Source organism: Eubacterium sp. LMAG:50, assembly GCF_008680265.1.
Taxonomy (GTDB): Bacteria; Bacillota; Clostridia; order Lachnospirales; family Lachnospiraceae; genus Eubacterium_U; species Eubacterium_U album.
This window is the reverse complement of the sequence record NZ_NALP01000007.1, coordinates 204,608-228,327: the sequence shown is the minus strand read 5'-3', so window position 1 is coordinate 228,327 and position 23,720 is coordinate 204,608. Positions and strand designations below refer to the sequence as shown.

Genomic DNA, 23,720 nt, shown 5'->3' with positions numbered 1-23,720 from the left:
TTTCGTTTTAAAAGAAAGGGCAAATGAAAGTGAAGAAGGGAAAAGTTTTTACAGCTATATTGATGGGAATAGTAATGACAACAGGGGGAAATATGACATTTAATACAGAAGTAAAGGCGGATATAAGTTCAGAATTTGAAATTCCTCAAGCAGATGAGGCAGGAAGAATTGGTGCAAGCATGCCCTATCTTAGATATGATTCAAAAGATGCAGAGATTGGAAATGGCGCAAAAATAGAAGAATCAGTAAAATCTGAACGAACAAAGATTGCAAGTCAGGCGTCACAACAGTCGTATGTAAGTCTGCCGGTTAAAGATTCATATGCAGAATGGACTGCAGTTAAAAGTGGTTCAGGTGTAACAATGAGATTTACAATGCCGGATTCAACAGACGGTAAAGGATTAACAGGTAGTCTTGATGTATATGTAAATGGAGAATTTTGTCAGAAAGTTGATTTGACATCTTATTACATGTGGCAATATTTTGCAGGTGGAAATCCAAGTGATAAAAACAACGGAGGAGTTCCGTGCTTTGCATTTGATGAAGTACATTTTATTTTGAATAAAACTTTAAATCCGGGGGACAAAATAAGAGTTCAAAACTCAGGAAGAGACAATTTAATTTATGGTGTAGATTTTGTTGAAATCGAAGAAGTTCCACAACCTATTTCACAACCTGCAAATTCTTTGAATGTTGTAGATTATGGTGCGAAGCCAAATGATGGAAAAGATGATTATAATGCAATAAGAAATTGTATAAGTGCTGCTAATATTCAGGGAAAAGATGTTTATTTTCCAGAAGGAACTTTTAATATAGGCAGAAAATGGACTTTTTATGGAAAGAACATAAAAGTTACGGGAGCAGGAATGTGGTATACAAACATTCAGTTCACAAACAGTAATGCGAATAGCGGAGGAATTGCATTTGCAGGAGAAAATTCATGTTATAATGTAGAATTTTGCAATATGTATATTAATTCAAATTTAAGCTCAAGATATAATGAACAGGCATCATATAAATGTTTTAGTGATGTTCCGGGAAATGGAAGTGTAATACATGATATTTGGGAAGACCATTTTGAGTGTGGATTTTGGTTAGGAGATTATAGTGGAACAGTTGATTATTCAGATGGAATGAAAATAATCAATTGTAGAATTAGAAACAATTTAGCTGACGGAGTAAATTTCTGTCAGGGTACAAGCAATAGTGTGGTATATAACTGCTCAATAAGAAATAATGGAGATGACGGACTGGCATGTTGGAATAATAATTATTTGTCAGCGAAAGATGAAACAGGAAATGTGTTTGCATATAATACAATAGACTTTATTTGGAGAGCCGGAGGCATTGCAATATATGGAGGAGATGGATTTAATATTTACAATAATTATATTTGCGATACATTCATGGCATCTGGAATTCATTTGAATACAACATTTGATGGATATAAATTTAATAATACGAAAAATATAAAATTCGAAAATAATACATTGGTAAGATGTGGAACATATAAAGATAGTTGGGGTAGTTCTTTAGCAGCTATAGATATTTCGCAAAATGTAAAGAATGTTTCATTTGTTAATACAAAAATATATGATGCATGGCACGATGGAATAGCTTTAAAGGACAACATACAAGGGATAAAATTTGAAAATACAATAATTTATGGAAGTGGAACTGCAGGACAGAAAGTGTCAGGAAATGTAGGAGCAGCAATTAAGACATCGGGAAGTCCGAAAGCTCAAATTGATAATATAAGTATAACTAACAGTGCTTATAATCATAATGACAAACCGTATCTTTTTACAGGAAGTTATAATGGAATTTCAATTTTGAACGAATTGTTGTATAATAATTTGGCTTATGAAGTACCGGGATATCCTGAAGTTTCAGATGTTACAAAGGATGAGGAGACAATAAAACCAGGTGATAACGAGACAACACCTGGAAATGACAACCGTAATGATACGGGAAATTTAATGAATTCGGGAACATCTTCGAATTCAGAAACAGTTTCAAATCAGAATGATGAGACTAAGAAAAAAATAACAAAGAATAAACCGGGAAAAGTAAAAATTAAATCTGTAAAAAAGACAAAAGGTAAAATGAAAATTACTTTGAAAAAATTAAGAGGGGTTTACAGGTATCAGATTAAAGTTTCAACTTCAAAGAAGTTTGTAGGCAAAAATACTCTTACTAAAAACTTAAAGGGGACAAAAGCGGTTTTCAAAAAAATCAATGTAGCAAAAAAGTATTACGTTAAGGCTAGAGCGTATAAAATTGTGGAAAAGAAAAGATTATATGGAAGATGGTCGGGGGTCGTATCTAAATAACCAACACAATTGCGAATAGTTGAACGTAAAACTTTAAATAAAATAAGAAGGAGAAGAAACATGAGAAAAAGTATTCAAAAGGTTTTATCATTTGCTTTAGCAGGGGCAATGGTATTACAACCTTTACCTTCAGCACAGAGTGTGTTTAAGGTAAACGCAGGGGTGGCTTCGGAATCAAAGTTTGATATTCCGCAAGCTGATGCAAGTGGACGTGTAGGAGCTAAGGTTCCTTACACAAGATATGATTCATTACAGGCGAATATTGGTGGCGGAGCACAGATTGCTTCATCAAAGAATTTCGACAGAATGAATATTGCAAGCCAGGCTTCGGAACAGTCATATGTAAGACTTCCTGGAAAAGGAGCTTACACAGAGTGGACAATGAACACTACCGGAGATGGGGTTACAATGAGATTTACAATGCCTGATTCCAGTGATGGAATGGGACTTAAAGGCTCATTAGATGTGTATGTAAACGGACAGTACAAAAAGACAATTGATTTAACATCTTATTTTATGTGGCAGTATTTTGCCAGTGGAAATCCAAGCGATAATAATGATGGTGGAGTGCCATGTTTCGCTTTTGATGAAGTACATTTTAAATTAGATAACTCTTTAAAAAAGGGTGATACAATCAGAATTCAGAGCAGTGGAGCCAATGCTTTAGAATATGGTGTAGACTTCCTTGAAATTGAAAATGTACCTGATGAAATTGCACAGCCGGACAATTCTTTAAATGTTGAAGATTTTGGAGCAGTTCCTGATGATGGACAGGACGACTATGATGCAATTTATCGTTGTATAGAAGAAGCAGACAGATCAAACATGGATGTTTATATCCCGGCAGGAACATTTGAAATCGGACAGGTTTGGAGATTATATGGTTCAAACATGAAGATTACAGGTGCAGGTATGTGGTATACAAATATTCAGTTTACAAATCCTGATGCCGGTGGCGGTGGTATTTCCGCCGGATGGCAGACAAGCGGTTCAAAGGATGGATATTGTAATAATATTGAATTTTGTAATATGTATATTAATTCAAATCTTAGATCACGTTATAATCAGCAGGCAGTATATAAATGCTTTATGGATGTATTCACAGATGGATCAGTAATCCATGATATTTGGGAAGAACATTTTGAATGTGGATTCTGGTTTGGTGATTACAATGGAAAAATGGATTACTCAGACGGAGTTAAAGTAATGGACTGTAGAATTAGAAATAATCTTGCAGACGGAGTAAACTTCTGTCAGGGTACAAGCAATGCAACAGTTTACAACTGCTCTATCAGAAACAATGGTGATGATGGTTTAGCATGTTGGAATAACAGCTGGGGCGGAGCTAAAAATGAATCTGGAAATGTATTCGCATATAATACAATTGATTTCATATGGAGAGCTGGTGGTATTGCAATCTATGGTGGTGATAATTTCAAAGTTTATAACAATTACATTTGCGATACATTTATGGCAGCAGGTATTCATTTAAATACAACATTTGACGGTTACAAATTTAGTGAATGTAAAAATATGACATTTGATAATAACATCATAGTTCGTGCCGGATGTACAAAGGACAGCTGGGGTGAAGAACTTGGTGCAGTTGATATCAAGCAGGAAGTCAAGAATGTAACATTTAACAATACTCAGATTTATGATGCTCAGCATGATGGTATCAGAATCCTTGATAACTCAGCAAGTAATGTAGTGTTTAACAATACTAAGATTTTAGGCTCAGGTATAGATGGTCAGCAGGGAAATTATTCATCAGTTCCTCATGCAGGTGCAGCTATCAGACTTGGAAGCTCATCATCAGCTACATTTAATGGAATCGAAATTGCAAATTCTGCGTTTAAGAACGAAGAAGATGGATCACCATATTTCTATACAGGTGGAACAGATTCATCATGCGTGAAGAATGCAACAATCTATGATGATGATGTTACATATACAGTACCGGGTTATCCTGAACCATATATTGATGGTGGACAGCAAGGTGGTGTTACAAATCCATTAGAAGGTATTACAGGATATGATATTGCTTTAACAGGTTTAACATGGAAAAATGAAAATGGCTCATCAGACCTTAAAAATGGAGATAAGGTTACATTCTCTGTTGCAATTACTAATACAAGTAATGTAGATATTCCTGAAGGAGTAACAATTGGATTCAAAGTTGTAGTTGATGGAACAACAACTTACAGAAATCAGAAATTTAAAGATGGTTTGAAAGCAGGACAGACAGTTAAACTTTCAACAACAGGTGCTTGGACAGCTTCAAGAGGAGGTCATACAATCGTTGCAACAGCAGATGATACAAATAAACTTCCAAATGAAACAGACAAGAACAATAATACAAGAACAAAGAAATTTAATGTTTATGGAGATGCAGCTACAAATCCTGTAACAAGAGTTTCAGGTGGATATGACTTAGTTGTATCAAAGATAGTTGCTAATAAGCAGGACATTGCTGTTGGAGATCAGTTAGTATTTACTGCAACAATTACAAATGCAGGTGATACAGCTATTCCGGCAGGAACAACTATTGGATATCAGTTACAGATTGATGGAAATACATCAAATATTTTATGGTGCGATACATATAATAGCGGATTGGCAGCAGGACAGTCAGTTGATTTAACAGTAAATTCTGGTTCAGCACAGAGAAATTACTGGACAGCTACAAGTGGAAAACATAGCATAATGGCATGGGTTGATGATGTTAATAGAATTCAGAATGAAGTTAATGAAGATAACAACAAATATACTATTTCATTAAATATTCCAACAGCATCAATGATTGAAAATCCTGATGCACCTGATGATTTAAACAATCCTGGACAGGTTGAAACAACAAAGCCGGTTGAAACAACAAAGGCACCTGAAACAACGACAAAACAGGCTGAAACAACTACAAAACAGGTTGAAACAACAACTAAGGAGTCAGAAACTTCAAGAGATACATCAGGAGATATTGTACTTAATGAATTCATGAAAACATGGTCAGTAGGTACAGGAAGCGGATATCAGTATATGGGTCAGGTAAATTACAATGCACCTGCAGGATACAGATATCTTCAGTTGACATATACAGGTGATACAAGAGCATTTGAAGAACTTAGATTAGAATTCTTTACAGATATGAAGAATCCATACTGGTTCAACAAAAATCAGGCAGTTAAGTTTGTTACAACAAATGGAGATGTAGTTAGTGCTCCATCATCTATTGCAAAGACAGTTGTAATTGACCTTCAGAAATCAGGTTTAAATATTAACCAGACAAATACAGGTTTCCATATTCATAATACACAAGGATACGGAAGCTTCACAATTACAGATGCACGACTTTACAAAACAGCAGCTGTAGAACAGCCAACAAAGCCTGTTGAAACAACAACAAAGCAGGTAGAAACAACAACAAAGGCACCTGAAACAACAACTAAACAGGTAGAAACAACAACAAAGGAACCTGAAACAACAAAACCGGCAGAAGCTCCATCAATGGTTTCAGATAAAGTTATTGTACATGGATATCAGATGAGTGCTAAGTTCAACGGAGTAGAAGGAGATATGGGAATTCGTATCGTATATTCTGTAGAACCTGAAATTGATGGAAAGAAAGTAGAAAAAGCAGGTGTTATTTGCGGAATAGTATATGGTGACAACCCAATAACAAAGAATGACATTGTATTAAACAGTAAGAATTCTTATGTAGCAAGCTATGAAGCAACAGACAAAGGTTTAATTGGCGATGTAGTTGGCGATTCAAAGACAGCAAAGAATTATGTAAGAACATTTGGATTAAAAGATTACAATGCAGCAGGACTTTCAGCAACATATTACACAAGATCATATGCAATTTTAGAAGACGGAACAATTGCATACAGTAATGTAGAAGAATTTAATATTTATGAAATCGGAAAGAAGATTTACCAGAAGAGAACAATGGTAAATGAGGCAGCTCATAATTACTTATATGATAAGATTCTTAAGGTGGTAAATCCTGCAGAATTACCAATTGATTATAATTGGAGCAATACAATAGAAAAATAAATAAAAGATATTGAAAACGGAGGCTATCGCTTCAACATTTAGGTTGTTGAAGCGAAGCCTCTTTGTGTTATATATGGGACTTTATTATGAATCAATTTTAATGAAATATTTGTATAATTTTTGATGTAATACTTGTATGATTTTTAATAAAATATTTGAAAAAATTACCGCAATATTTGTATGAGTTTAAGCACAATATTCCAGGGTTTTGGTAGAACATTTTACACTAATATGATAAAATAAAATAATAACTTTATTTACAATTTAATAGTGTCAAATGCGTATAACAACACAAAGGGGTGATTATTATGACAAATGACAAAGTAAGAATTCATCAGAGAGTACAGGATGTAATGAACGTGGATGAACTGTACAATTATATTTACAGATATGTGCATGATAACAACATGGAACAGTCAATTATGGCATTGGAAATGGCGAATGAATGCCATAAGGAACAGACAAGGATGGAAGGTGGACCGTATATTATTCATCCGTTAACAATTGCAAGACATGCAATATCCTTAGGAATTAAAGAAGACAACATAATTGCAACGATGCTTTTACATGATGTGTGTGAAGATTGTAATATTTCGGAAACAAGTATGCCTATAAATGATATTGTTAAAGCCGGGGTAAAAGCAATGACATTTGAAGTTAAGCCGGGTGAGGATAAGGAAGAAGCAAGATTAAAATATTTTGCAAGGCTAATTGATAATAGAGAAGCAACGATAACAAAGATGTTTGACAGGTGTAATAATGTGTCGACAATGGCTTTAATATTTTCGAGAAAAAGACTCGTTAAGTACATTAATGAGACAGATAAGCATGTCATTCCTCTTATTCAACAGGCAAGGATAAGATATCCTGAATTCGAGCAAATATGCTTTGCAGTAGAATATCAGATGAATTGTATGTTAAACTCGGTAGAAATGTTATTAGAATTTAACGATTCAAAGAGAGTATAGACTATTAAATGTCTATATAGTTTACAGAAAACGGTATGCAGTTATAAATAAATGTGACGTGATTAAAATTTGTGCAAATAACTACCATTTCATAGCTGTAAAAAATATATATTTTAAATACCCCCTAAAATATAATAGTGAAAGGATTGCATAATGGATAACAACCAAAATATTGAGACAGAAAAAGTTCACAAAAGAAGGGTAAGATATAAAGGAACACACCCGAGAACGTATGCAGAAAAGTATAAAGAACAACAGCCTGAAAAATATGCTGATACAATAGAAAAAGTAATACGAAAGGGAAGTACTCCTGCAGGTATGCATATATCTATTTGTGTAAAAGAAATATTAGAATTTTTACAAATAAAGCCGGGGCAGAAAGGATTGGATGCAACTCTAGGATATGGTGGACATACATCAAAGATGCTCGAATGCCTTGAAGGAAATGGTCATGTATACGGATTAGATATAGATCCGATAGAAATAGAAAAAACAAAAAAGAGATTAGCAGACAAAGGATTTGGAGACAATATATTTACAGCTATTAATACTAATTTTGCAAATATAGATGAAGTGGCAAAAGAATACGGTCCATTTGATTTTGTATTGGCAGATTTAGGTGTATCATCTATGCAGATTGATAATCCGGAGAGAGGATTTACTTATAAATATGATGGCCCGCTTGATTTACGATTAAATCCGCATAAAGGAATTTCAGCAGCTCAAAGATTGGAAAATATCAGGGAAGATGAACTTGAAGGGATGTTTATTGAAAACTCAGACGAACCTTATGCCGCTGAAATTGCAAAGGCTATAGTGGAAAGGAACCGAAAAGGACAGAAAATAACAACAACACTTATGCTTAAAGATGTAATAGAAGAGGCATTATCTTTTATTCCACAGAAAGAAAGAAAAGAAGCAGTGAAAAAGTCCTGTGCCAGAACATTTCAGGCTTTAAGAATTGATGTAAATAATGAATTTGAAGTGTTATATGATTTTCTTGAAAAACTACCGGATGCAATGGCACCAGGTGGAAGAGTTGCGATTCTGACTTTCCATTCAGGTGAAGACAGACTTGTAAAGAAGGCATTTAAAGCCCTATATAAGCAGGGAATATTTTCAGAAATTGCAAAGGATGTAATAAGACCGTCTGCAGAAGAATGTAATATGAATCCGCGTGCAAGATCAACAAAAATGCGTTGGGCAATAAAAAATTAACAAATTAGTAAAATATTGTTTTGAGTATATAGAATATTTGTATTATAATGGAAAATGTATAAGAACGTGAATAGTTACATCGCACAATGAAAAATTGGAAATGATAATATAGTTGTGCGTAAAGGATAAAAGGAGGAGGAAATTAATGAATCCTATTATTTTAGATAAGGTAAGGGGTTGTATGTTAGGTGGTGCTGTAGGTGATGCACTTGGTTACCCGGTTATGAATCTTAACATTGATGATATTCGTAAAGAACATGGTGAAAATGGTATTAGCGAATATTTATTAGATGAAAATGGTAAAGCAGGAATATCAGATATAACACAGTTATCGTTATTTACTGCAAATGGAATTTTATCAGGAAAGACAAAAGCCTGTAAAATAGGTACTGAGGGACCAGATGTTGCAACAGTATGTCAGGCATACAAAGATTGGGTTAAAACACAGGAAAGTGATAATACTAACGAAAGCCATACAACATGGTTATATAATATAGAAAATTTGCATAGTAGAAGACATTCATTAGAATCAGGAATAGATATTTTCAAAGGCGATTTTGGAAGTGTTGAAAAGCCTGAAAAGTTAGGAATGGATTTTGGAGCTATTACAAGAATCGCTCCTGTGGGACTTTATTTTAAAGAAGAAAATATGCAGATTGAAGAAATAGATGTGTTTGCTGCAAATGTAGCTGCATCTACACATGGATATGATGCTGCTTATATTTCAGCTGCAATATTAGCTCATATAATAAATAAAGTAACATATACGGAAATGACTTTAAAAGAAGCAGTATCAGATGCAATGAACACAGTAAAAAGATTATGTGGATATAAACCACATGTTGAAAGTGTCATGGAAGGATTAAGCAGAGCCGTTTCTTTAACAGGTGAAGATATAGATGATAAAGAAGCAGTATCAGAAATCGGTATAGGAAATAGTGCCGATGAAGTACTTGCAGCAGCAATTTACTTTAGTTTAAAGTATGAAGAAGATTTTGAAAAAGCAATCCATGCTGCTGTCAATAATGACGGTAAAAGCGGAGCAATAGCATCCGTAACAGGAAATATACTTGGTGCATATCTTGGAGCAAGAGCAATTCCTGAAAAATATTTAGAAAAATTAGAGTTACGCCATATAATCCAGATAATAGCAGAAGATTTACACGAAGATTGCCCGAATACAAATTATTTTGACAACTTCAATTGGATTTGGGAAGAAAAATATGGCGAAGCCTGTTATATTATTTAATAATTTAGAATTACAAAAAACTGCCTTCATGTTCGCATGTAAAGGCAGTTTTTCTAAGAAATCAAAGCCATAAGGAATGAGTCTTACAGGGAAGAAGCCGAATGGAAGGGGCAATACAGATTAATAAAGGAGGAAACAAAATGAACGAAGTTCATTTTTTATAAATGTTTCCGACGAATAGCCGCTGACCGAAGGGCGGGGCAATACAGATTAATAAAGGAGAATATGTTGGACGACAAATTAAAGCAACAAATATTTTTAGAAATAGCAATGCCTATTTGTACCAGAGAAAAAGTAATGCTTATGCATAAGTTTGTACAACATGGAAAAACAAGTTGCTTAGAACATAGCATAGCTGTAGCATACAATAGCTTTTTGATGGCAGAAGCCATGGGAACTGAATATGATAGGGAAAGTCTTATAAGAGGCGGCCTTTTGCATGATTATTTTTTATATGACTGGCATAAACCTCATGGAAGATGGCATGGATTTAAACACCCGGCAATAGCATTGAAAAATGCTACAAGGGATTTTAAACTAACAGAAATAGAAAAGAATCTTATAGTAAGACATATGTTTCCGCTAGTACCGATACCACCTAAAAATATTGAGGGTGGTATAGTATGTATGGTTGATAAGTGGTGTTCACTTAAAGAAACATTTTGTAGCGATATTTATAAAAAAGATGGAATGGTTCAGCAGATAATTAAAATAGTTGAAATTAAACTAAGAGAAGAAGAAACAAGAGAGTCAACGGTTAATATTTCACAGAGACATGTTGTTTTATAAAAATATACTTTTAGGCTGCAAATAACAAAAGATACAATAAAAAACAAAAGAGTGACTTTAAAGTTATTAATTGGATTAGTATTTTATGTAAAACAAATCTGAATGAAGCATTAGGAGGAATAGTATGGCAGGATTAGTTTTAGAAGGCGGAACATTCAGACCTATTTTTAGTTGTGGCGTAATGGATGCGTTATTAGATAATGGTATCGAATTTCCTTACGTAATAGGTGTATCGGCAGGAATAACGGATGCGATATCATACATTTCAAAACAGAAGGAAAGAAATTTACTTGTATTAGAAAAATATAGAAATGACAAAAGATATATCGGAATAAATAATTTTAAGACAGATAAAAGTTTATTTGGTCTTGAATTTGCATATGGAACAGTTCCAAATGAATTAATGCCATTTGATATGGAAACATATAAGAAATACACAGGAAAGGTAAGAGTTGGTGTAACTAATTGTATTACAGGAAAAGCTGAGTATATGGATGGCATGGAAATGGATGATAAATATACAATGCTAAGAGCAACATGTGCAATACCCGGGTTCTTCCCAACGATTAATATTAATGGAATACCATATTATGATGGAGGAATAGCTGACCCGATTCCGATACGTAAGTCTATGGCGGATGGAAATGAAAAAAATCTAATTATCCTGACACAGCCTTTAGAATATAGAAAAACATTAAATGCAAAGACTAAATTTGCAGCGAATCGTGTTAAAAAGAAATATCCTGAATTAGCAAATGCCCTATACACAAGACACATCAGATATAACGAGACAGTAGAGTATTGTCATAAATTAGAAGATGAGGGAAAGGCAATAATACTTCAGCCAAAGGTGAAACTCAACAGCTTTGAAAAGGATGTGAAAGTGTTGAGACAGACAAATGAAATGGGATATGAAATGGCTATGGACAAAATGGATTTAATAAAAGAATTAATAAAAAAATAAAAACATTTTTATCAAAAATAAGCGTAAAATTGTGTTTTTTCGACACTTTTTTGCGCCATTTTTTTTGCAAAAAAGGCAAAAACACCAAAATGAAAATTTTGAAATACCATAAAATAGTAAGGCGTTTGTGCATAATCAACAAAAAAACAAATAAAATAGACATTTTTTTGATGATATATTGCAAAAAATGTTTTTAAATTCTAATATTTTAAATATAGAACGACATATATATTGGGAATATGTTGGGGGTCGGATTCAAAAAAGCGGGCAAGTCAGCCTGATATTTCGTGAGTTAATGCGTGTATTGAAAACTTTTAATATACGCTTTATTTTTATCTTGGTAATTTAGAAAAATAAAAATTACCAAATAAATATGTATAGAGTTTTGAATTATTATTGTAAACCGTGGAGTGATAATAATAGAAATCAGAAAGGGTTTTTATTAATTATATTATGCGGAAAATGTTGAGATTGGGCAAATATTTTACGTAATCGCAGAAAGTGAATAAAAACGCATAGCGCGTTTTTTTATAAAAAATATGAAGGGGAGGTTTTTATTCAATGAGAATTAAAAATCTAAGAAAAGTGTCAAAAAGAGCAGCAAGTTTTGCACTTTCAGCAGCGTTGGTAGTTGGAGTAGTACCTGCGCAGAATTTAATGCCTACTGTAAAGGCAGCGGATGACAATACACCATATGTTATTTCGAACGGAAGAATGGTATATGCTAGTTCATCTGTAGAAAACAGTGATCCGTCTTATGCAGTGGATGGCTCAACATCGACAAGATGGGAAAGTTCATGGAACAACAAAAATGAATGGATGTACGTAGACCTCGGAAAAGTTACACAGATTACAGGTGTAAAACTTATGTGGGAAGGTGCGTACGCAACAGCTTACAAGATTCAGTTTTCTGATGATGAAGAAAACTGGAGAGATGTTTACACAAACAATTCATGTAAGGGTGGAAACGAAACAATTGATTTAAGTGGCTCAGCAAGATATGTAAGAATTTATATGACAGATAAAGCTTTGACTGCTTATGGATACTCATTATATGAATTTCAGGTTCTTGGTTTAAACGGAGTTACACAAAGACCAGTAGATTATGGAAAAAATATAGCAGAAGGTAAGAATGTAACAGCATCATCGCTTAGAGATGTATGGTGGATGTATGATGACAAAGGAGTAATTAATCAGTCGACAGTACTTGCTAAGAATGCAGTAGATGGAAATATGAATTCATACTGGACATCAGGTGAAAAAGACAACCAGTGGTTATGCGTAGATTTAGGCAGAAACTATGAGATAGGTCGAGTAATTATAAATTGGGCATCAGATGCAGGAAAGATTTATGATATTCAGACATCTACAGATGGAAATAACTGGACAACATTATACAGACAGACAAAAGGTTCAGGAAATAAAGTAGACAATGTAGAACTTTATGCTAATGCACGTTATGTAAGAATGTATGGATACACAAGAGTTGAGACAGGAAGTGGATTTAGCATTAATGAATTACAGGTATACGAATATAAAAATGGAGACAAGAAGGTAACACATAATATAGAAGCACTACCACAGTCTCAGGTAAAGAAAACAGCTAACAATAAAGGAAGTTATTTGTCAAATGATATGTACGAAGCAAAAGCTAAACTTCCGGTTTATGCAGCAGATAATATTAAAGTTCCTGTTGAAAGTAATGACTGGTGGCAGTCAATTTTAATTAACAAGTTTGGAAATATGTTATCAACACTTCCATTAAAGACAAAATATTCAACAAAAGGACTTGGAGTTTTAACAGCTACAGAAGGCTGGCTTCCGGCAATGGGCGAAACAGATGTAAATGTTTCAGTAGTTTCAGAAACAAAACCTGATTTTTACATTATGCCTGAGAATCTTGATACAGCGTCAGCATGTGACAAAGTCATGGATTACAGTGATTACTCAGTAAAAGTTGGTTTATGTGATGATAATCATGTAGCAATGCAGTCAACACATATAAAAGGTTCACCATATATTTTTACTGAATATGGAACAACAAGAACAATTTATATTTCATCATCAGCTGATGCACAGTGCTTTGATGCAAATGGAAATGCCATTTTAGCAAATAATCTTGATAAGATTACAGCTGACCATATTGGACTTCAGGTTACAGATGATGACAATAAGAACGGTACAAAGAACTCAACAAGTTATTATTGTTTAACAGTACCTGAAAATACAACATTTAAGAAAATCGGAAGTTATATTAAAGTAACATTCCCGGCAGACAACGGATATATGTCAATTGGTACAATGCAGGCAAAGAACCAGTTAGAAACATTCTTTGCACATGGATATGCATTTGTAACAGATACAGCCGTAACATATGATTATAGTGATGACAATGCAAAGATTAATTCACACTATAACTTAACAACAACAGTAAAGAGAAATGGATTTTCAAATGAATCTATGTTATGTATGCTTCCTCATCAGTGGAAAAATTCAACAGATGATAATAACGCATTCACAACATATACTTCAGTAAGAGGTGATTTAAAGACAATCATTTCAAATAAATTTACTACAACAAAAACATTTGCAGGTCTTATTCCAACATTTGCGATTCCATCAGGAAGTGATTTCGACAGTGAAGAAGCACAGATGTATTTAGCACAGTTAGATGATGCAACAAAGAATTTAAACCCTGCAGCAGATGCTTATTGGGAAGGTAAGAATTTACATCCGTTAGGAATGGGAGTTCTTATGGCTGACCAGTTAGGGGATACAGAATTAAGAGATGAATTCCTTGCTAGAATTAAGAAAATTCTTGTTAACTGGTTTACATATGATGGTAAAGATGACATTAGTTATTTCATTTATGATAACAATTGGGGAACACTTTATTATGCACAGAGTGAATTTGGTGCAAATGCTTCAATTTGTGACCACCATTTCACATATGGATATTTCATGTTTGCTGCTACAGTATTAGCAACATATGATGAAGAGTTCTACAACGATTACAAAGAAATGATTGAAATGTTAATCAGAGATTACGCAAATCCATCTGATAATGATAGTGAATTCTGTAGATTCAGATCATACGATTTATATGAAGGACATTCATGGGCAGGTGGATACGCAGACAATGATTCAGGAAACAATCAGGAATCAGCAAGTGAATCATTATTCAGCTGGGTAAGTTTATACTTATGGGGAACACTTACAGGAAATGACACATACAGAGATGCAGGTGTATTTGGCTTCTCAAATGAAATGGATGCAGTAGAACAGTACTGGTTTGATTATGATAAAGATAACTGGGTTAAGGAATGGCCATACGATGTTGTAGGACAGGTTTATGGAGGAATTAACTTCTACGGTACATTCTTTGGTGGACAGCCATTATATGTATATGGTATTCAGTGGTTACCAATTTCTGAATATTTAACATACTATGGTATGAATCAGGAAAGATGTGCAGAAATTTATCAGGGATTATTAGATGATACTGATGAAGCTATGAAGAAAGCAGTTATCGTAGCTAGAAATGAAGGAAAGACTGAAGAAGAAATCAAGACAATGTTAGATACATATCCACAGGCAGATACAGGTTGGCAGCATATTACATGGCCATTCTTATCACAGACAAATCCAACATTGGCATTACAGAAATTCCTTGCAAATGATGATAAGGTACAGAAAACAGATACAGCAAATACATACTGGTTCATTAACAGTATGAAAGAATTAGGAACAAAGACAACTGATATTGTAGCAACAGGAGATTGCTCAGCAGCAGTTTACTACAATAAGAATACAAATAAATATACTGCTACAGTATGGAACCCAACAAATGCTACAAAGAAAGTAACATTTAAGAACGCAAATGGAACAACTTTAGGAACAGCAACAATTGGTGCAAAGGCGTTAGTAAGCTTTGAAGTATACAAAGATAAGAAATTTGATATTACTCAGGCTCAAACACCTGAAATTTCAGTTCCAACAGGTACATATGATGATACACAGTATGTAGAAATTAAGTCATCTACAGAAGGTGCAACAATTTACTACACAACAGACGGAACAAGACCAACAACTTCATCAAAAGTTTATGACGGCATTATTCCTGTATCAAGTACATCAACAGTAAAAGCAATAGCAGTAAAAGACGGATACATTACATCAGCAATGGCATCTTCAACAATTACAGTAAATGGTGCAGAAGTATCAAAGAATACTAACATCGCATTAGGAAAGAATGTAACAGTATCTTCAAGTGAAAATCCATCAGTAAGTGGTGACAAATTAGTAGATAATGATGGAACAACAAGATGGTCATCAGAATTTACAGATGATCAGTGGTTCAACATTGATTTAGGTGGAAATTACACAATCAACAAAGTAACACTTGATTGGGAAGCTTCATATGCAACAGCATATAAGATTCAGACATCAGTGGACGGAAATAGTTGGAATACAGTTTACAGTACAACATCAGGAAAAGGAGGAGATGAAGAAATTGTATTTGATGCAACAAAATGCAGATATGTAAGATTCCAGGGCGAAAAGAGAGTAATGCAGTATGGATATTCTCTTTGGGAAGTTGGAGTATATGAAGCAAAGAAGGTTGAACAGCCAACATTTAGCTTAGCTTCAGGAAATTACTCAGGAAATAAGAAGTTACAGATTAGCAGTGCAACAAAGGGTGTTGAAATCAGATATACAACAGATGGTTCTACACCAAATGAAAATTCAAAACTTTATGTACCAAGCATTACTTTAAATAAGGATACAACAATTAAAGCAATAGCATACAGAAAAGGAATGATTGCTTCAGAAATTGCAACAGCTACTTACACAATTAATGGTGGAAGCACAACAGAACCTGAACAGCCAACAGAACCTTCAAAACCAGATGAAGGAGAAACAACATTAGTAAATGTTGCTAAAGGTAAAACAGCATCAACATCAGGAACAGAGACAGATGCAATGGCAGCAGCAAATGCATTTGATGGAGATGAAGGAACAAGATGGTCATCAAATTTTGCAGATGATGCATGGATTGCAGTAGATTTAGGAAAGACATATGCAGTTAGCAAGGTTGTACTTAACTGGGAAGGTGCATATGGAGAATCATACAAGATTCAGACATCAACAGATGGAAAGAACTGGACAACAGTAAAAGATGTAACAGGAAAGAACGGAGGCGTTGATACAATTACATTTAACACAGTAAATGCAAGATATGTAAGAATGCAGGGTGTTAAGAGAGGTTTACCATACGGATATTCATTATGGGAAATGGAAGTATATGCAACTGTTAAGGAAACTGCAGAATATGGCGTAGTTTCTAAGAACAAAACAGCAACAACATCAGGAGCAGAGACAGAAGCAATGGCAGCAGCAAATGCATTTGATGGAGATGAAGGAACAAGATGGTCATCAAATTTTGCAGATGATGCATGGATTTCAGTAGATTTAGGAAAGACATACGCAATTGATAAAGTTGTACTTAACTGGGAAGCAGCATATGGTAAAGCTTATAAAATTCAGACATCAACGGATGGAAATAATTGGACAACAGTAAAAGATTTGACAAATCAGGATGGTGGAGAAGACACTATCACGTTTAATGCAGTAAATGCAAGATATGTGAGAATGCAGGGTGTTAAGAGAGGTTTACCATATGGATATTCATTGTGGGAAATGCAGGTGTTAACAAAATAATGCGTTGCAGAAAAAACGAATAATGCCGGTGTTACAATTATTGACATTAACTGAATAATACTTTGAAAAAATCAGAGAAAAAATTTTAATTATCTTATAAAATAATTTCTTATCCTTCACCCCATTTGGGCAGATTACAATCTACCCAAATGGGGTATTTTAATTTGACAAAAAAATTAATATTCTCTATACTCCATATAGTAGTAAATTAACAATGATTTATATATTGCCCCGAAGCTTGTTGATATTAAGAGAAAGAGCATTTGTCCCCGTCGGTTCAATGTTTTGCCATGTGGAATGATTAGAACCAAAGGTTCTAAAGTCAGACCATATGGCAAAACGTTAGAACCGCTACGAGGGACAAGCAGCGCGAGCGTTCTTTCGTTAATATCAACAGGCTTCGGGACAGATAATGAATAGACATAATTGAATATTAAAATGGAGAGAAAAATGTATACAAAAATAGTGGGAACAGGAAGTTATCTTCCAAAAAAAGTATTAACAAATGATGATATAGCACAGCTTGTAGATACAAATGATGAATGGATCAGGGAAAGAACAGGAATACAAAGCCGTCATATAGTCGAAGACGAAACTACGGTTACTATGGCATCAATGGCAGCAAAGGATGCACTTGAAAATGCAAATTTGCAACCTGAGGATATAGATTTAATAATAGTAGCAACTGTTTCAGCAGATAATCTTTTGCCTAGTACAGCATGTAGCGTTCAGAAGGAGTTAGGGGCTGTAAATGCAACTGCATTTGATATAAATGCAGCATGCTCAGGATTTTTATTTGCACTCAATACAGCAGATGCGTACATAAAAACGGGCATGTATAAAAATGCACTTTTAATTGGAGTGGAGACTTTGTCAAAAATCGTAGACTGGAATGACAGGGGAACATGTATTTTATTTGGTGACGGAGCAGGTGCAGCAGTTGTTGCAGCAAGCGAAACACCGGGAATTTTAGCAGGAATACAGGGCGCAGATGGAGCAGGCGGAGATGTATTAGCGTGCAAAGGACGTGAAAACAATAATCCTATTGTGAAAGGAGATTTGACACCGGGATATGTCTCAATGGAAGGTCAGTCAGTATTCAAATTTGCAGTAAAAAAAGTTCCTGAATGCATAGATGAAGTCCTAAATAAGGGAGGAAAGAATATAGATGATGTTGAATTATTTGTGCTTCATCAGGCAAATTTAAGAATTTTAACTTCTATATCAAAGAGAAAGAAAATACCTATGGACAAAATTCCTGTAAATCTGGATACATGCGGAAACACTTCTGCGGCAAGCGTACCGATACTTTTAGATAAAGTAAATAAAGAAGGAAAAATTAAAGAAAACGATTTGATTTTACTTGCCGGATTTGGTGCCGGATTAACTTGGGGAGCGGCACTTATACAGTGGTAAAGTTTTTTATCCAGGAGGAAACAAAATGAACGAAGTTCATTTTCTCTAAAAGTTTCCGACGAATAGCCGCCGACCGAAGGGCGGGGCATTACATAATTTATATACAGTAATTTAATGAAATAATGGAATTAGGTGAAATGGAACAACATACACATAGAAAAGAATTTGTAAGGGGAATAAAAAATGGAATACCAATAGCCATGGGATATCTGGCTGTGGCATTTACATTAGGAATAGCGGCGAAAAAAGCAGGAATTACAGCATTTCAGGCAGGATTAACAAGTTTTGGACTTCATGCATCAGCGGGAGAGTATATTTGCTTTACTTTGATTGCAGCTCATGCAGGTTTAATAGAAATGGTTGTTATGGAAGTGGTTGCAAATGCAAGATATTTGCTTATGTCATGTGCATTGAGTCAGAAAATTCCGGCAGACACACCAATTTGGAAAAGGCTCATAATGGGATATTTTATAACAGATGAAATATTTGGAGTGTCAATACTGACAGACGGGAAATTAGACCCGTATTATAATTTCGGAATGGCAGCAGTTGCATCACCTGCATGGGTATTTGGAACTGTATTTGGCGTAGTGCTTGGAAATTTTCTTCCTATTTCAGTGGTTAGTGCATTAAGCGTAGGTTTATATGGAATGTTTATAGCAGTTATCATACCTCCTGCGAGAAAGAATAAAATAGTTGCAGTATTGATAATAATCAGCTTTGTCGCAAGTTACATATTTAATAAATTAGCACTATTTTCAGCTATATCAAGTGGTGTGAAAATAATAATACTTACAGTAGTAATTTCACTTGGAGCAGCAATTTTGTTCCCTGTAAAGGAGGAAAAATAATTGAACAGTAAAATATATATTTATATATTTGCAATGGCACTTGTTACATATCTGATAAGAGTGCTTCCTCTTACATTAATAAGAAAAGAGATAAAAAATCAGACATTAAAGTCATTTTTATATTATGTCCCATATGTAACATTGGCAGTAATGACGTTCCCGGCAATTTTGGATTCTACGCAGAGTACGTTATCTGCAATCATAGCACTTATTACGGCAGTTGCACTTGCATGGTTGGGAAGAAGTCTGTTTCAGGTGGCAGTTATCAGTTGCGTAGTAGTGTTTGTAGTAGAATTTGCTGAAAAAATATTAGGCATACTATAAGGAAAGAAATATCGGAGTTATGATAATGCGTAGTAAAAAATACGGAATAACAGTTGCTAATTTCAAATAAAGAAAGTGTTTTTAGTTAACAAAAGTGTGGCAAAAATTCTGAAATTTAGCGCATTCTATTGTAATAATTTATATATACAGTAAAATTGAAAAAGTGATGAGAAATCGATATTTTACAAGAGAGTTTGTAAAGTATATGCTAGTTACAATATAAATTTGAGTCAAATATACAATACTATATAAAAGGAGACCAACTATGAAATCAGAAGCAAAGAAAAAAGTAGCCGTTTTTCTTGTGGCGGCACTAATTGCTACGACGGTGCCATTTAATTTTACAAGTGTAAAGGCACAGGCAAAAACAAATCAGAATAATAAATATTCAGTAAGGGTAAATGCTGAAGAAGAACCGGTGACTGTTGATGGTAGTCAGCAGGAAACAACAAAAGAATCACAGGAAACTACAGAACCATCAAAAGAGACAAGTACAATAGAGACAAGTACAACAGAAACTTCTACAGTACAGGAATCATCAACTACAGATATTACAACAACACAGCCTGTAACTGAAACAACAACACAGGCTCCTACGGTAGAGACAACAACACAGGCCCCAACAACACAGGTCCCAACAACGGAAGCACCAACAACATCAAAAAAGACAGCATGGGGAGAAAGTAACGGTAAATTCTATAATGACAAATTAAAGCAAATTACAGGCGCTGTTGCAAAAGGTTTAGATGTAAGTCATCATCAGGGAAAAATAGATTGGGAAAAAGTTAGTAAATCGGATGTTGACTTTGTTATTATCCGTTGCGGATATGGAAACAATTTAACAAGTCAGGATGACAAATATTTTGCACAAAATGTTGCAGGATGTGAGAAGTACAATATTCCTTATGGAATTTACATATATTCGTATGCTTTAAGTAAGTCTGATGCAAAGAGCGAAGCAAATCATGTTTTAAGATTAATTAAATCTACAGGCGCAAAACCAACATATCCTATTTATATAGATTATGAAGATTCATCACAAAACGGACTTACTCCAAAGCAGTTAGGAAATTTTGCTACAGCATTTTTTAATAAGACTATTGCAGCAGGCTATAAGGCAGGCGTTTATGCAAATCTAAACTGGTGGACAAATAAACTAACAGACAGTAGATTTAATCAATGGACAAAGTGGGTAGCACAATATAATTCGGCATGCTCATATACAAAGCCTTACCAGATATGGCAGTCAACATCAACAGGAAAAGTTCCCGGAGTAAATGGAAATGCAGATTTGAATTTCCTTATGCAGTTTGATTGTATAGAAGACGGACATATTTATTCACAGTGGGTAACTACAAAAAGTGCAACTATATTTGCAAAAGGAACTAAAGTAAGAATTTGTAGTGTATGTGGAAAATTACAGACAAAAGAGACGGCAAAACTTAAGCCTACAGGAAAATTAAATAAAACAAAGGTTACACTAAGATTCCGCAGAAAATATAATAGAATACGAGTATCAAATTTATCAGCAGGCGATAAAGTAAAAAGTTATAAATCATCTAATAAAAAAATAGCTACCGTTAATAAAAAAGGTGTTATTAAAGCGAAGAAGAAGAAAGGAAAAGCTACAATTACAGTAAATCTTAAGAGCGGCAAGAAATTAAAAGTTAAAGTAACTGTAAGAAGAAAATAAAAGATGAATAAATTACTTGTTATATAGTAATAATAAATAATGAAAGTAATTTTGCAATTTATAAATGTAAAAAATGTGTTTTGGTTTAGTAAAACTGAAGCACATTTTTTATTGCCATATTGCATATCTAAATTATATGGGATGAATTACATTTGAAGCATTTATAGAAGAAGTTAATTTTTTGTATGGCAATTAGCTAAATGTTATTGGTGGATATAATAGATTTGTGGTATAATATAGTTTTATGATGCTAGGATTGTGGGAGTGCATAGCACGAAACAATTCGTAGGAATTAAAGTTGGAGGCTTTAGACCCCCCCCAACGTCATTTTATATTACATATGAATTTGATAGAGGTGAAGAAAGATGCCTATTAAAGTAAAACAGAATTTGCCTGCACAGCATATTTTAGAGCAGGAGAATATTTTTGTAATGACAGAGCAGAGAGCTATGACTCAGGATATACGACCATTAAATGTTTTAGTATTGAATTTAATGCCGACTAAAATTGTAACTGAGACACAGCTTTTAAGAAAATTATCTAATACTCCATTACAGATTCAGGTGGAATTTTTACAGACAGTAACATATAAATCGCAGCATACAGACAGTAGTCATTTAGATGAATTTTACAAATCATTCGATGAAGTAAAAGATCATTTTTATGATGGATTGATTATCACAGGGGCACCACTTGATTTTATAGATTATGAAGATGTCGATTACTGGGATGAAGTATGCAAGATAATGGAATGGTCAAAGAAACATGTACATTGTACATTCCATTTGTGCTGGGGCGCTTATGCGGGCCTTTATTATCATTATGGTATTAGAAAGAGAGACAGAATACCTAAGTTATCAGGAATTTATAAACATCATATTCTTAAGAAAAATGCTCCACTATTTAGAGGGTTTGATGATGTATTTTACGCTCCACATTCAAGAGCAACTGAAATTACAAAAGAGCAGATTCTTGCGGAACCTAAACTTGAATTGATGGCAGAATCGGATGAGGCAGGAGTAGCAATTGTTAAAAGTGAAGATAGCAGACAATTCTTTGTATTTTGCCATTCGGAATATGATGCTGATACTTTAAAATTAGAATATATACGAGATACGGAAAAGGGAATGAATCCTAAAGTTCCTGTAAACTATTTCCCTGATGATGATCCAACAAAAGAGCCGGTTGTTAATTGGCGTTCAGCAGGACAGTTGTTATTTACAAACTGGTTAAATTATTATGTATATCAGACAACACCGTATGATGTAAATGCAGTTAAAAATGAGTAAATAGGGAGGTTTGTATGTTTGGACCATATGATAAGAAATTTGATAAAAATAAAAACGGAATAATGGAAGACGATGAAAAGTTAGAAGAACAGGCTTACATCAGATATTTAGCAGAAAAAGATGATGAAGGTGAAGAAGAAGATGATTTTGACAATGGTGAGTCAGTGTAGAGTTTAAATAGTTAACATAATGAACAAACATTAGCGTGTTAAAGTTTGTTTATTATGCCTATGACATTTTGTCGGTTAAAGGAGTATAATAAATACATAGCCGAAAAGAAAAGTCAGAGGTGAGATAAGTGTTTAAAATAGGAGAATATGTTGTACACGGCAGAAATGGGGTTTGTAAGATTGATGACATTACTAAGTTAGAGATATCGGGTGCCGACAAAGATAAGTTATATTATGTTTTGGTACCAATGAAATCTGAACAGAGTAAAGTATTTTATCCTGTAGACAACAACAGGGTAACAATGAGATCAGTTATTTCGAAAGATCAGGCGGAAGATATTGTAAATGAGATTAAAAGTATTGAGCCGTTGTGGATTAACAATGAAAGACTTAGAGAGGCTAAATATAAAGAAGCAATTTCGTCATGTGATTGTGTTGAATGGATTAGAATTATTAAGACATTGCATATGCGTAATAAGGAAAGAGTTCAACAGGGAAAGAAAATTACATATGTTGACGACAGATATTTAAAAGAAGCAAAAGAAAATCTATATGAAGAATTTTCAATTGCTTTAGATATTGAAAAGGACAATGTGGAACAGTACATAACTGACCACCTATAAAAAAAGACCATCATTTGATGGTCATTTTTTATTCTAAAAATATTAAAATTTTATAA

Annotated in this window: 15 protein-coding genes; all 15 read left to right on the top strand. The window is 34.0% G+C overall.

Annotated features, from left to right (window positions below; genetic code table 11):
• Window positions 1–23 precede the first annotated feature (23 nt).
• Window positions 24–2,333, top strand: coding sequence for a glycosyl hydrolase family 28-related protein (locus CCC31_RS06335; RefSeq protein WP_290850364.1), 2,310 nt, complete (start codon window positions 24–26; stop codon window positions 2,331–2,333).
• A gap of 60 nt (window positions 2,334–2,393) precedes the next feature.
• Window positions 2,394–6,389: a CARDB domain-containing protein gene (locus tag CCC31_RS06330; protein WP_290850362.1), complete on the top strand. Its 3,996-nt coding sequence runs from the start codon at window positions 2,394–2,396 to the stop codon at window positions 6,387–6,389.
• 308 nt (window positions 6,390–6,697) lie between these two features.
• On the top strand, window positions 6,698–7,357 hold the full coding sequence (locus CCC31_RS06325; protein WP_022088843.1) for an HD domain-containing protein: 660 nt from the start codon (window positions 6,698–6,700) through the stop codon (window positions 7,355–7,357).
• A 153-nt stretch (window positions 7,358–7,510) separates the two neighbouring features.
• Window positions 7,511–8,575 (top strand): 16S rRNA (cytosine(1402)-N(4))-methyltransferase RsmH, encoded by a 1,065-nt coding sequence (gene rsmH / locus CCC31_RS06320; protein ID WP_117908346.1) that lies wholly within the window; start codon window positions 7,511–7,513, stop codon window positions 8,573–8,575.
• Between the two features lie 145 nt (window positions 8,576–8,720).
• Entirely contained in the window at window positions 8,721–9,824 is a 1,104-nt protein-coding gene (locus CCC31_RS06315) for an ADP-ribosylglycohydrolase family protein (RefSeq protein ID WP_117908349.1), read from the top strand.
• 225 nt (window positions 9,825–10,049) lie between these two features.
• Entirely contained in the window at window positions 10,050–10,613 is a 564-nt protein-coding gene (locus tag CCC31_RS06310; RefSeq protein WP_117908351.1) for an HD domain-containing protein, read from the top strand.
• Between the two features lie 124 nt (window positions 10,614–10,737).
• A complete protein-coding gene (locus tag CCC31_RS06305) occupies window positions 10,738–11,577 on the top strand; it encodes a patatin family protein (protein WP_118564947.1) in 840 nt (279 codons plus the stop codon).
• A 561-nt stretch (window positions 11,578–12,138) separates the two neighbouring features.
• Window positions 12,139–17,298 carry a discoidin domain-containing protein gene (locus tag CCC31_RS06300; protein ID WP_290850358.1) on the top strand — a complete coding sequence of 1,720 codons (5,160 nt, stop codon included), beginning with the start codon at window positions 12,139–12,141 and terminating at the stop codon, window positions 17,296–17,298.
• Between the two features lie 450 nt (window positions 17,299–17,748).
• Window positions 17,749–18,714 (top strand): beta-ketoacyl-ACP synthase III, encoded by a 966-nt coding sequence (locus CCC31_RS06295; RefSeq protein ID WP_290850356.1) that lies wholly within the window; start codon window positions 17,749–17,751, stop codon window positions 18,712–18,714.
• A 137-nt stretch (window positions 18,715–18,851) separates the two neighbouring features.
• Window positions 18,852–19,565: an AzlC family ABC transporter permease gene (locus CCC31_RS06290; RefSeq protein ID WP_290850354.1), complete on the top strand. Its 714-nt coding sequence runs from the start codon at window positions 18,852–18,854 to the stop codon at window positions 19,563–19,565.
• A complete protein-coding gene (locus CCC31_RS06285) occupies window positions 19,566–19,889 on the top strand; it encodes an AzlD domain-containing protein (RefSeq protein ID WP_290850352.1) in 324 nt (107 codons plus the stop codon).
• Between the two features lie 265 nt (window positions 19,890–20,154).
• Window positions 20,155–21,582 carry a glycoside hydrolase family 25 protein gene (locus tag CCC31_RS06280; protein WP_290850350.1) on the top strand — a complete coding sequence of 476 codons (1,428 nt, stop codon included), beginning with the start codon at window positions 20,155–20,157 and terminating at the stop codon, window positions 21,580–21,582.
• Between the two features lie 365 nt (window positions 21,583–21,947).
• Window positions 21,948–22,871, top strand: coding sequence for a homoserine O-succinyltransferase (gene metA / locus CCC31_RS06275; RefSeq protein WP_022088854.1), 924 nt, complete (start codon window positions 21,948–21,950; stop codon window positions 22,869–22,871).
• Between the two features lie 14 nt (window positions 22,872–22,885).
• A complete protein-coding gene (locus CCC31_RS06270) occupies window positions 22,886–23,041 on the top strand; it encodes a hypothetical protein (protein ID WP_022088855.1) in 156 nt (51 codons plus the stop codon).
• 128 nt (window positions 23,042–23,169) lie between these two features.
• Window positions 23,170–23,664, top strand: coding sequence for a CarD family transcriptional regulator (locus tag CCC31_RS06265; protein WP_022088856.1), 495 nt, complete (start codon window positions 23,170–23,172; stop codon window positions 23,662–23,664).
• Window positions 23,665–23,720 lie beyond the last annotated feature (56 nt).

What these genes read in the sequence shown, in the direction of transcription:
- CCC31_RS06335 (WP_290850364.1), top strand. Translation starts at nt 24, where the DNA reads ATGAAAGTGAAGAAGGGAAAAGTTTTTACAGCTATATTGATGGGAATA.
- CCC31_RS06330 (WP_290850362.1), top strand. Translation starts at nt 2,394, where the DNA reads ATGAGAAAAAGTATTCAAAAGGTTTTATCATTTGCTTTAGCAGGGGCA.
- CCC31_RS06325 (WP_022088843.1), top strand. Translation starts at nt 6,698, where the DNA reads ATGACAAATGACAAAGTAAGAATTCATCAGAGAGTACAGGATGTAATG.
- rsmH (WP_117908346.1), top strand. Translation starts at nt 7,511, where the DNA reads ATGGATAACAACCAAAATATTGAGACAGAAAAAGTTCACAAAAGAAGG.
- CCC31_RS06315 (WP_117908349.1), top strand. Translation starts at nt 8,721, where the DNA reads ATGAATCCTATTATTTTAGATAAGGTAAGGGGTTGTATGTTAGGTGGT.
- CCC31_RS06310 (WP_117908351.1), top strand. Translation starts at nt 10,050, where the DNA reads ATGTTGGACGACAAATTAAAGCAACAAATATTTTTAGAAATAGCAATG.
- CCC31_RS06305 (WP_118564947.1), top strand. Translation starts at nt 10,738, where the DNA reads ATGGCAGGATTAGTTTTAGAAGGCGGAACATTCAGACCTATTTTTAGT.
- CCC31_RS06300 (WP_290850358.1), top strand. Translation starts at nt 12,139, where the DNA reads ATGAGAATTAAAAATCTAAGAAAAGTGTCAAAAAGAGCAGCAAGTTTT.
- CCC31_RS06295 (WP_290850356.1), top strand. Translation starts at nt 17,749, where the DNA reads ATGTATACAAAAATAGTGGGAACAGGAAGTTATCTTCCAAAAAAAGTA.
- CCC31_RS06290 (WP_290850354.1), top strand. Translation starts at nt 18,852, where the DNA reads ATGGAACAACATACACATAGAAAAGAATTTGTAAGGGGAATAAAAAAT.
- CCC31_RS06280 (WP_290850350.1), top strand. Translation starts at nt 20,155, where the DNA reads ATGAAATCAGAAGCAAAGAAAAAAGTAGCCGTTTTTCTTGTGGCGGCA.
- metA (WP_022088854.1), top strand. Translation starts at nt 21,948, where the DNA reads ATGCCTATTAAAGTAAAACAGAATTTGCCTGCACAGCATATTTTAGAG.
- CCC31_RS06270 (WP_022088855.1), top strand. Translation starts at nt 22,886, where the DNA reads ATGTTTGGACCATATGATAAGAAATTTGATAAAAATAAAAACGGAATA.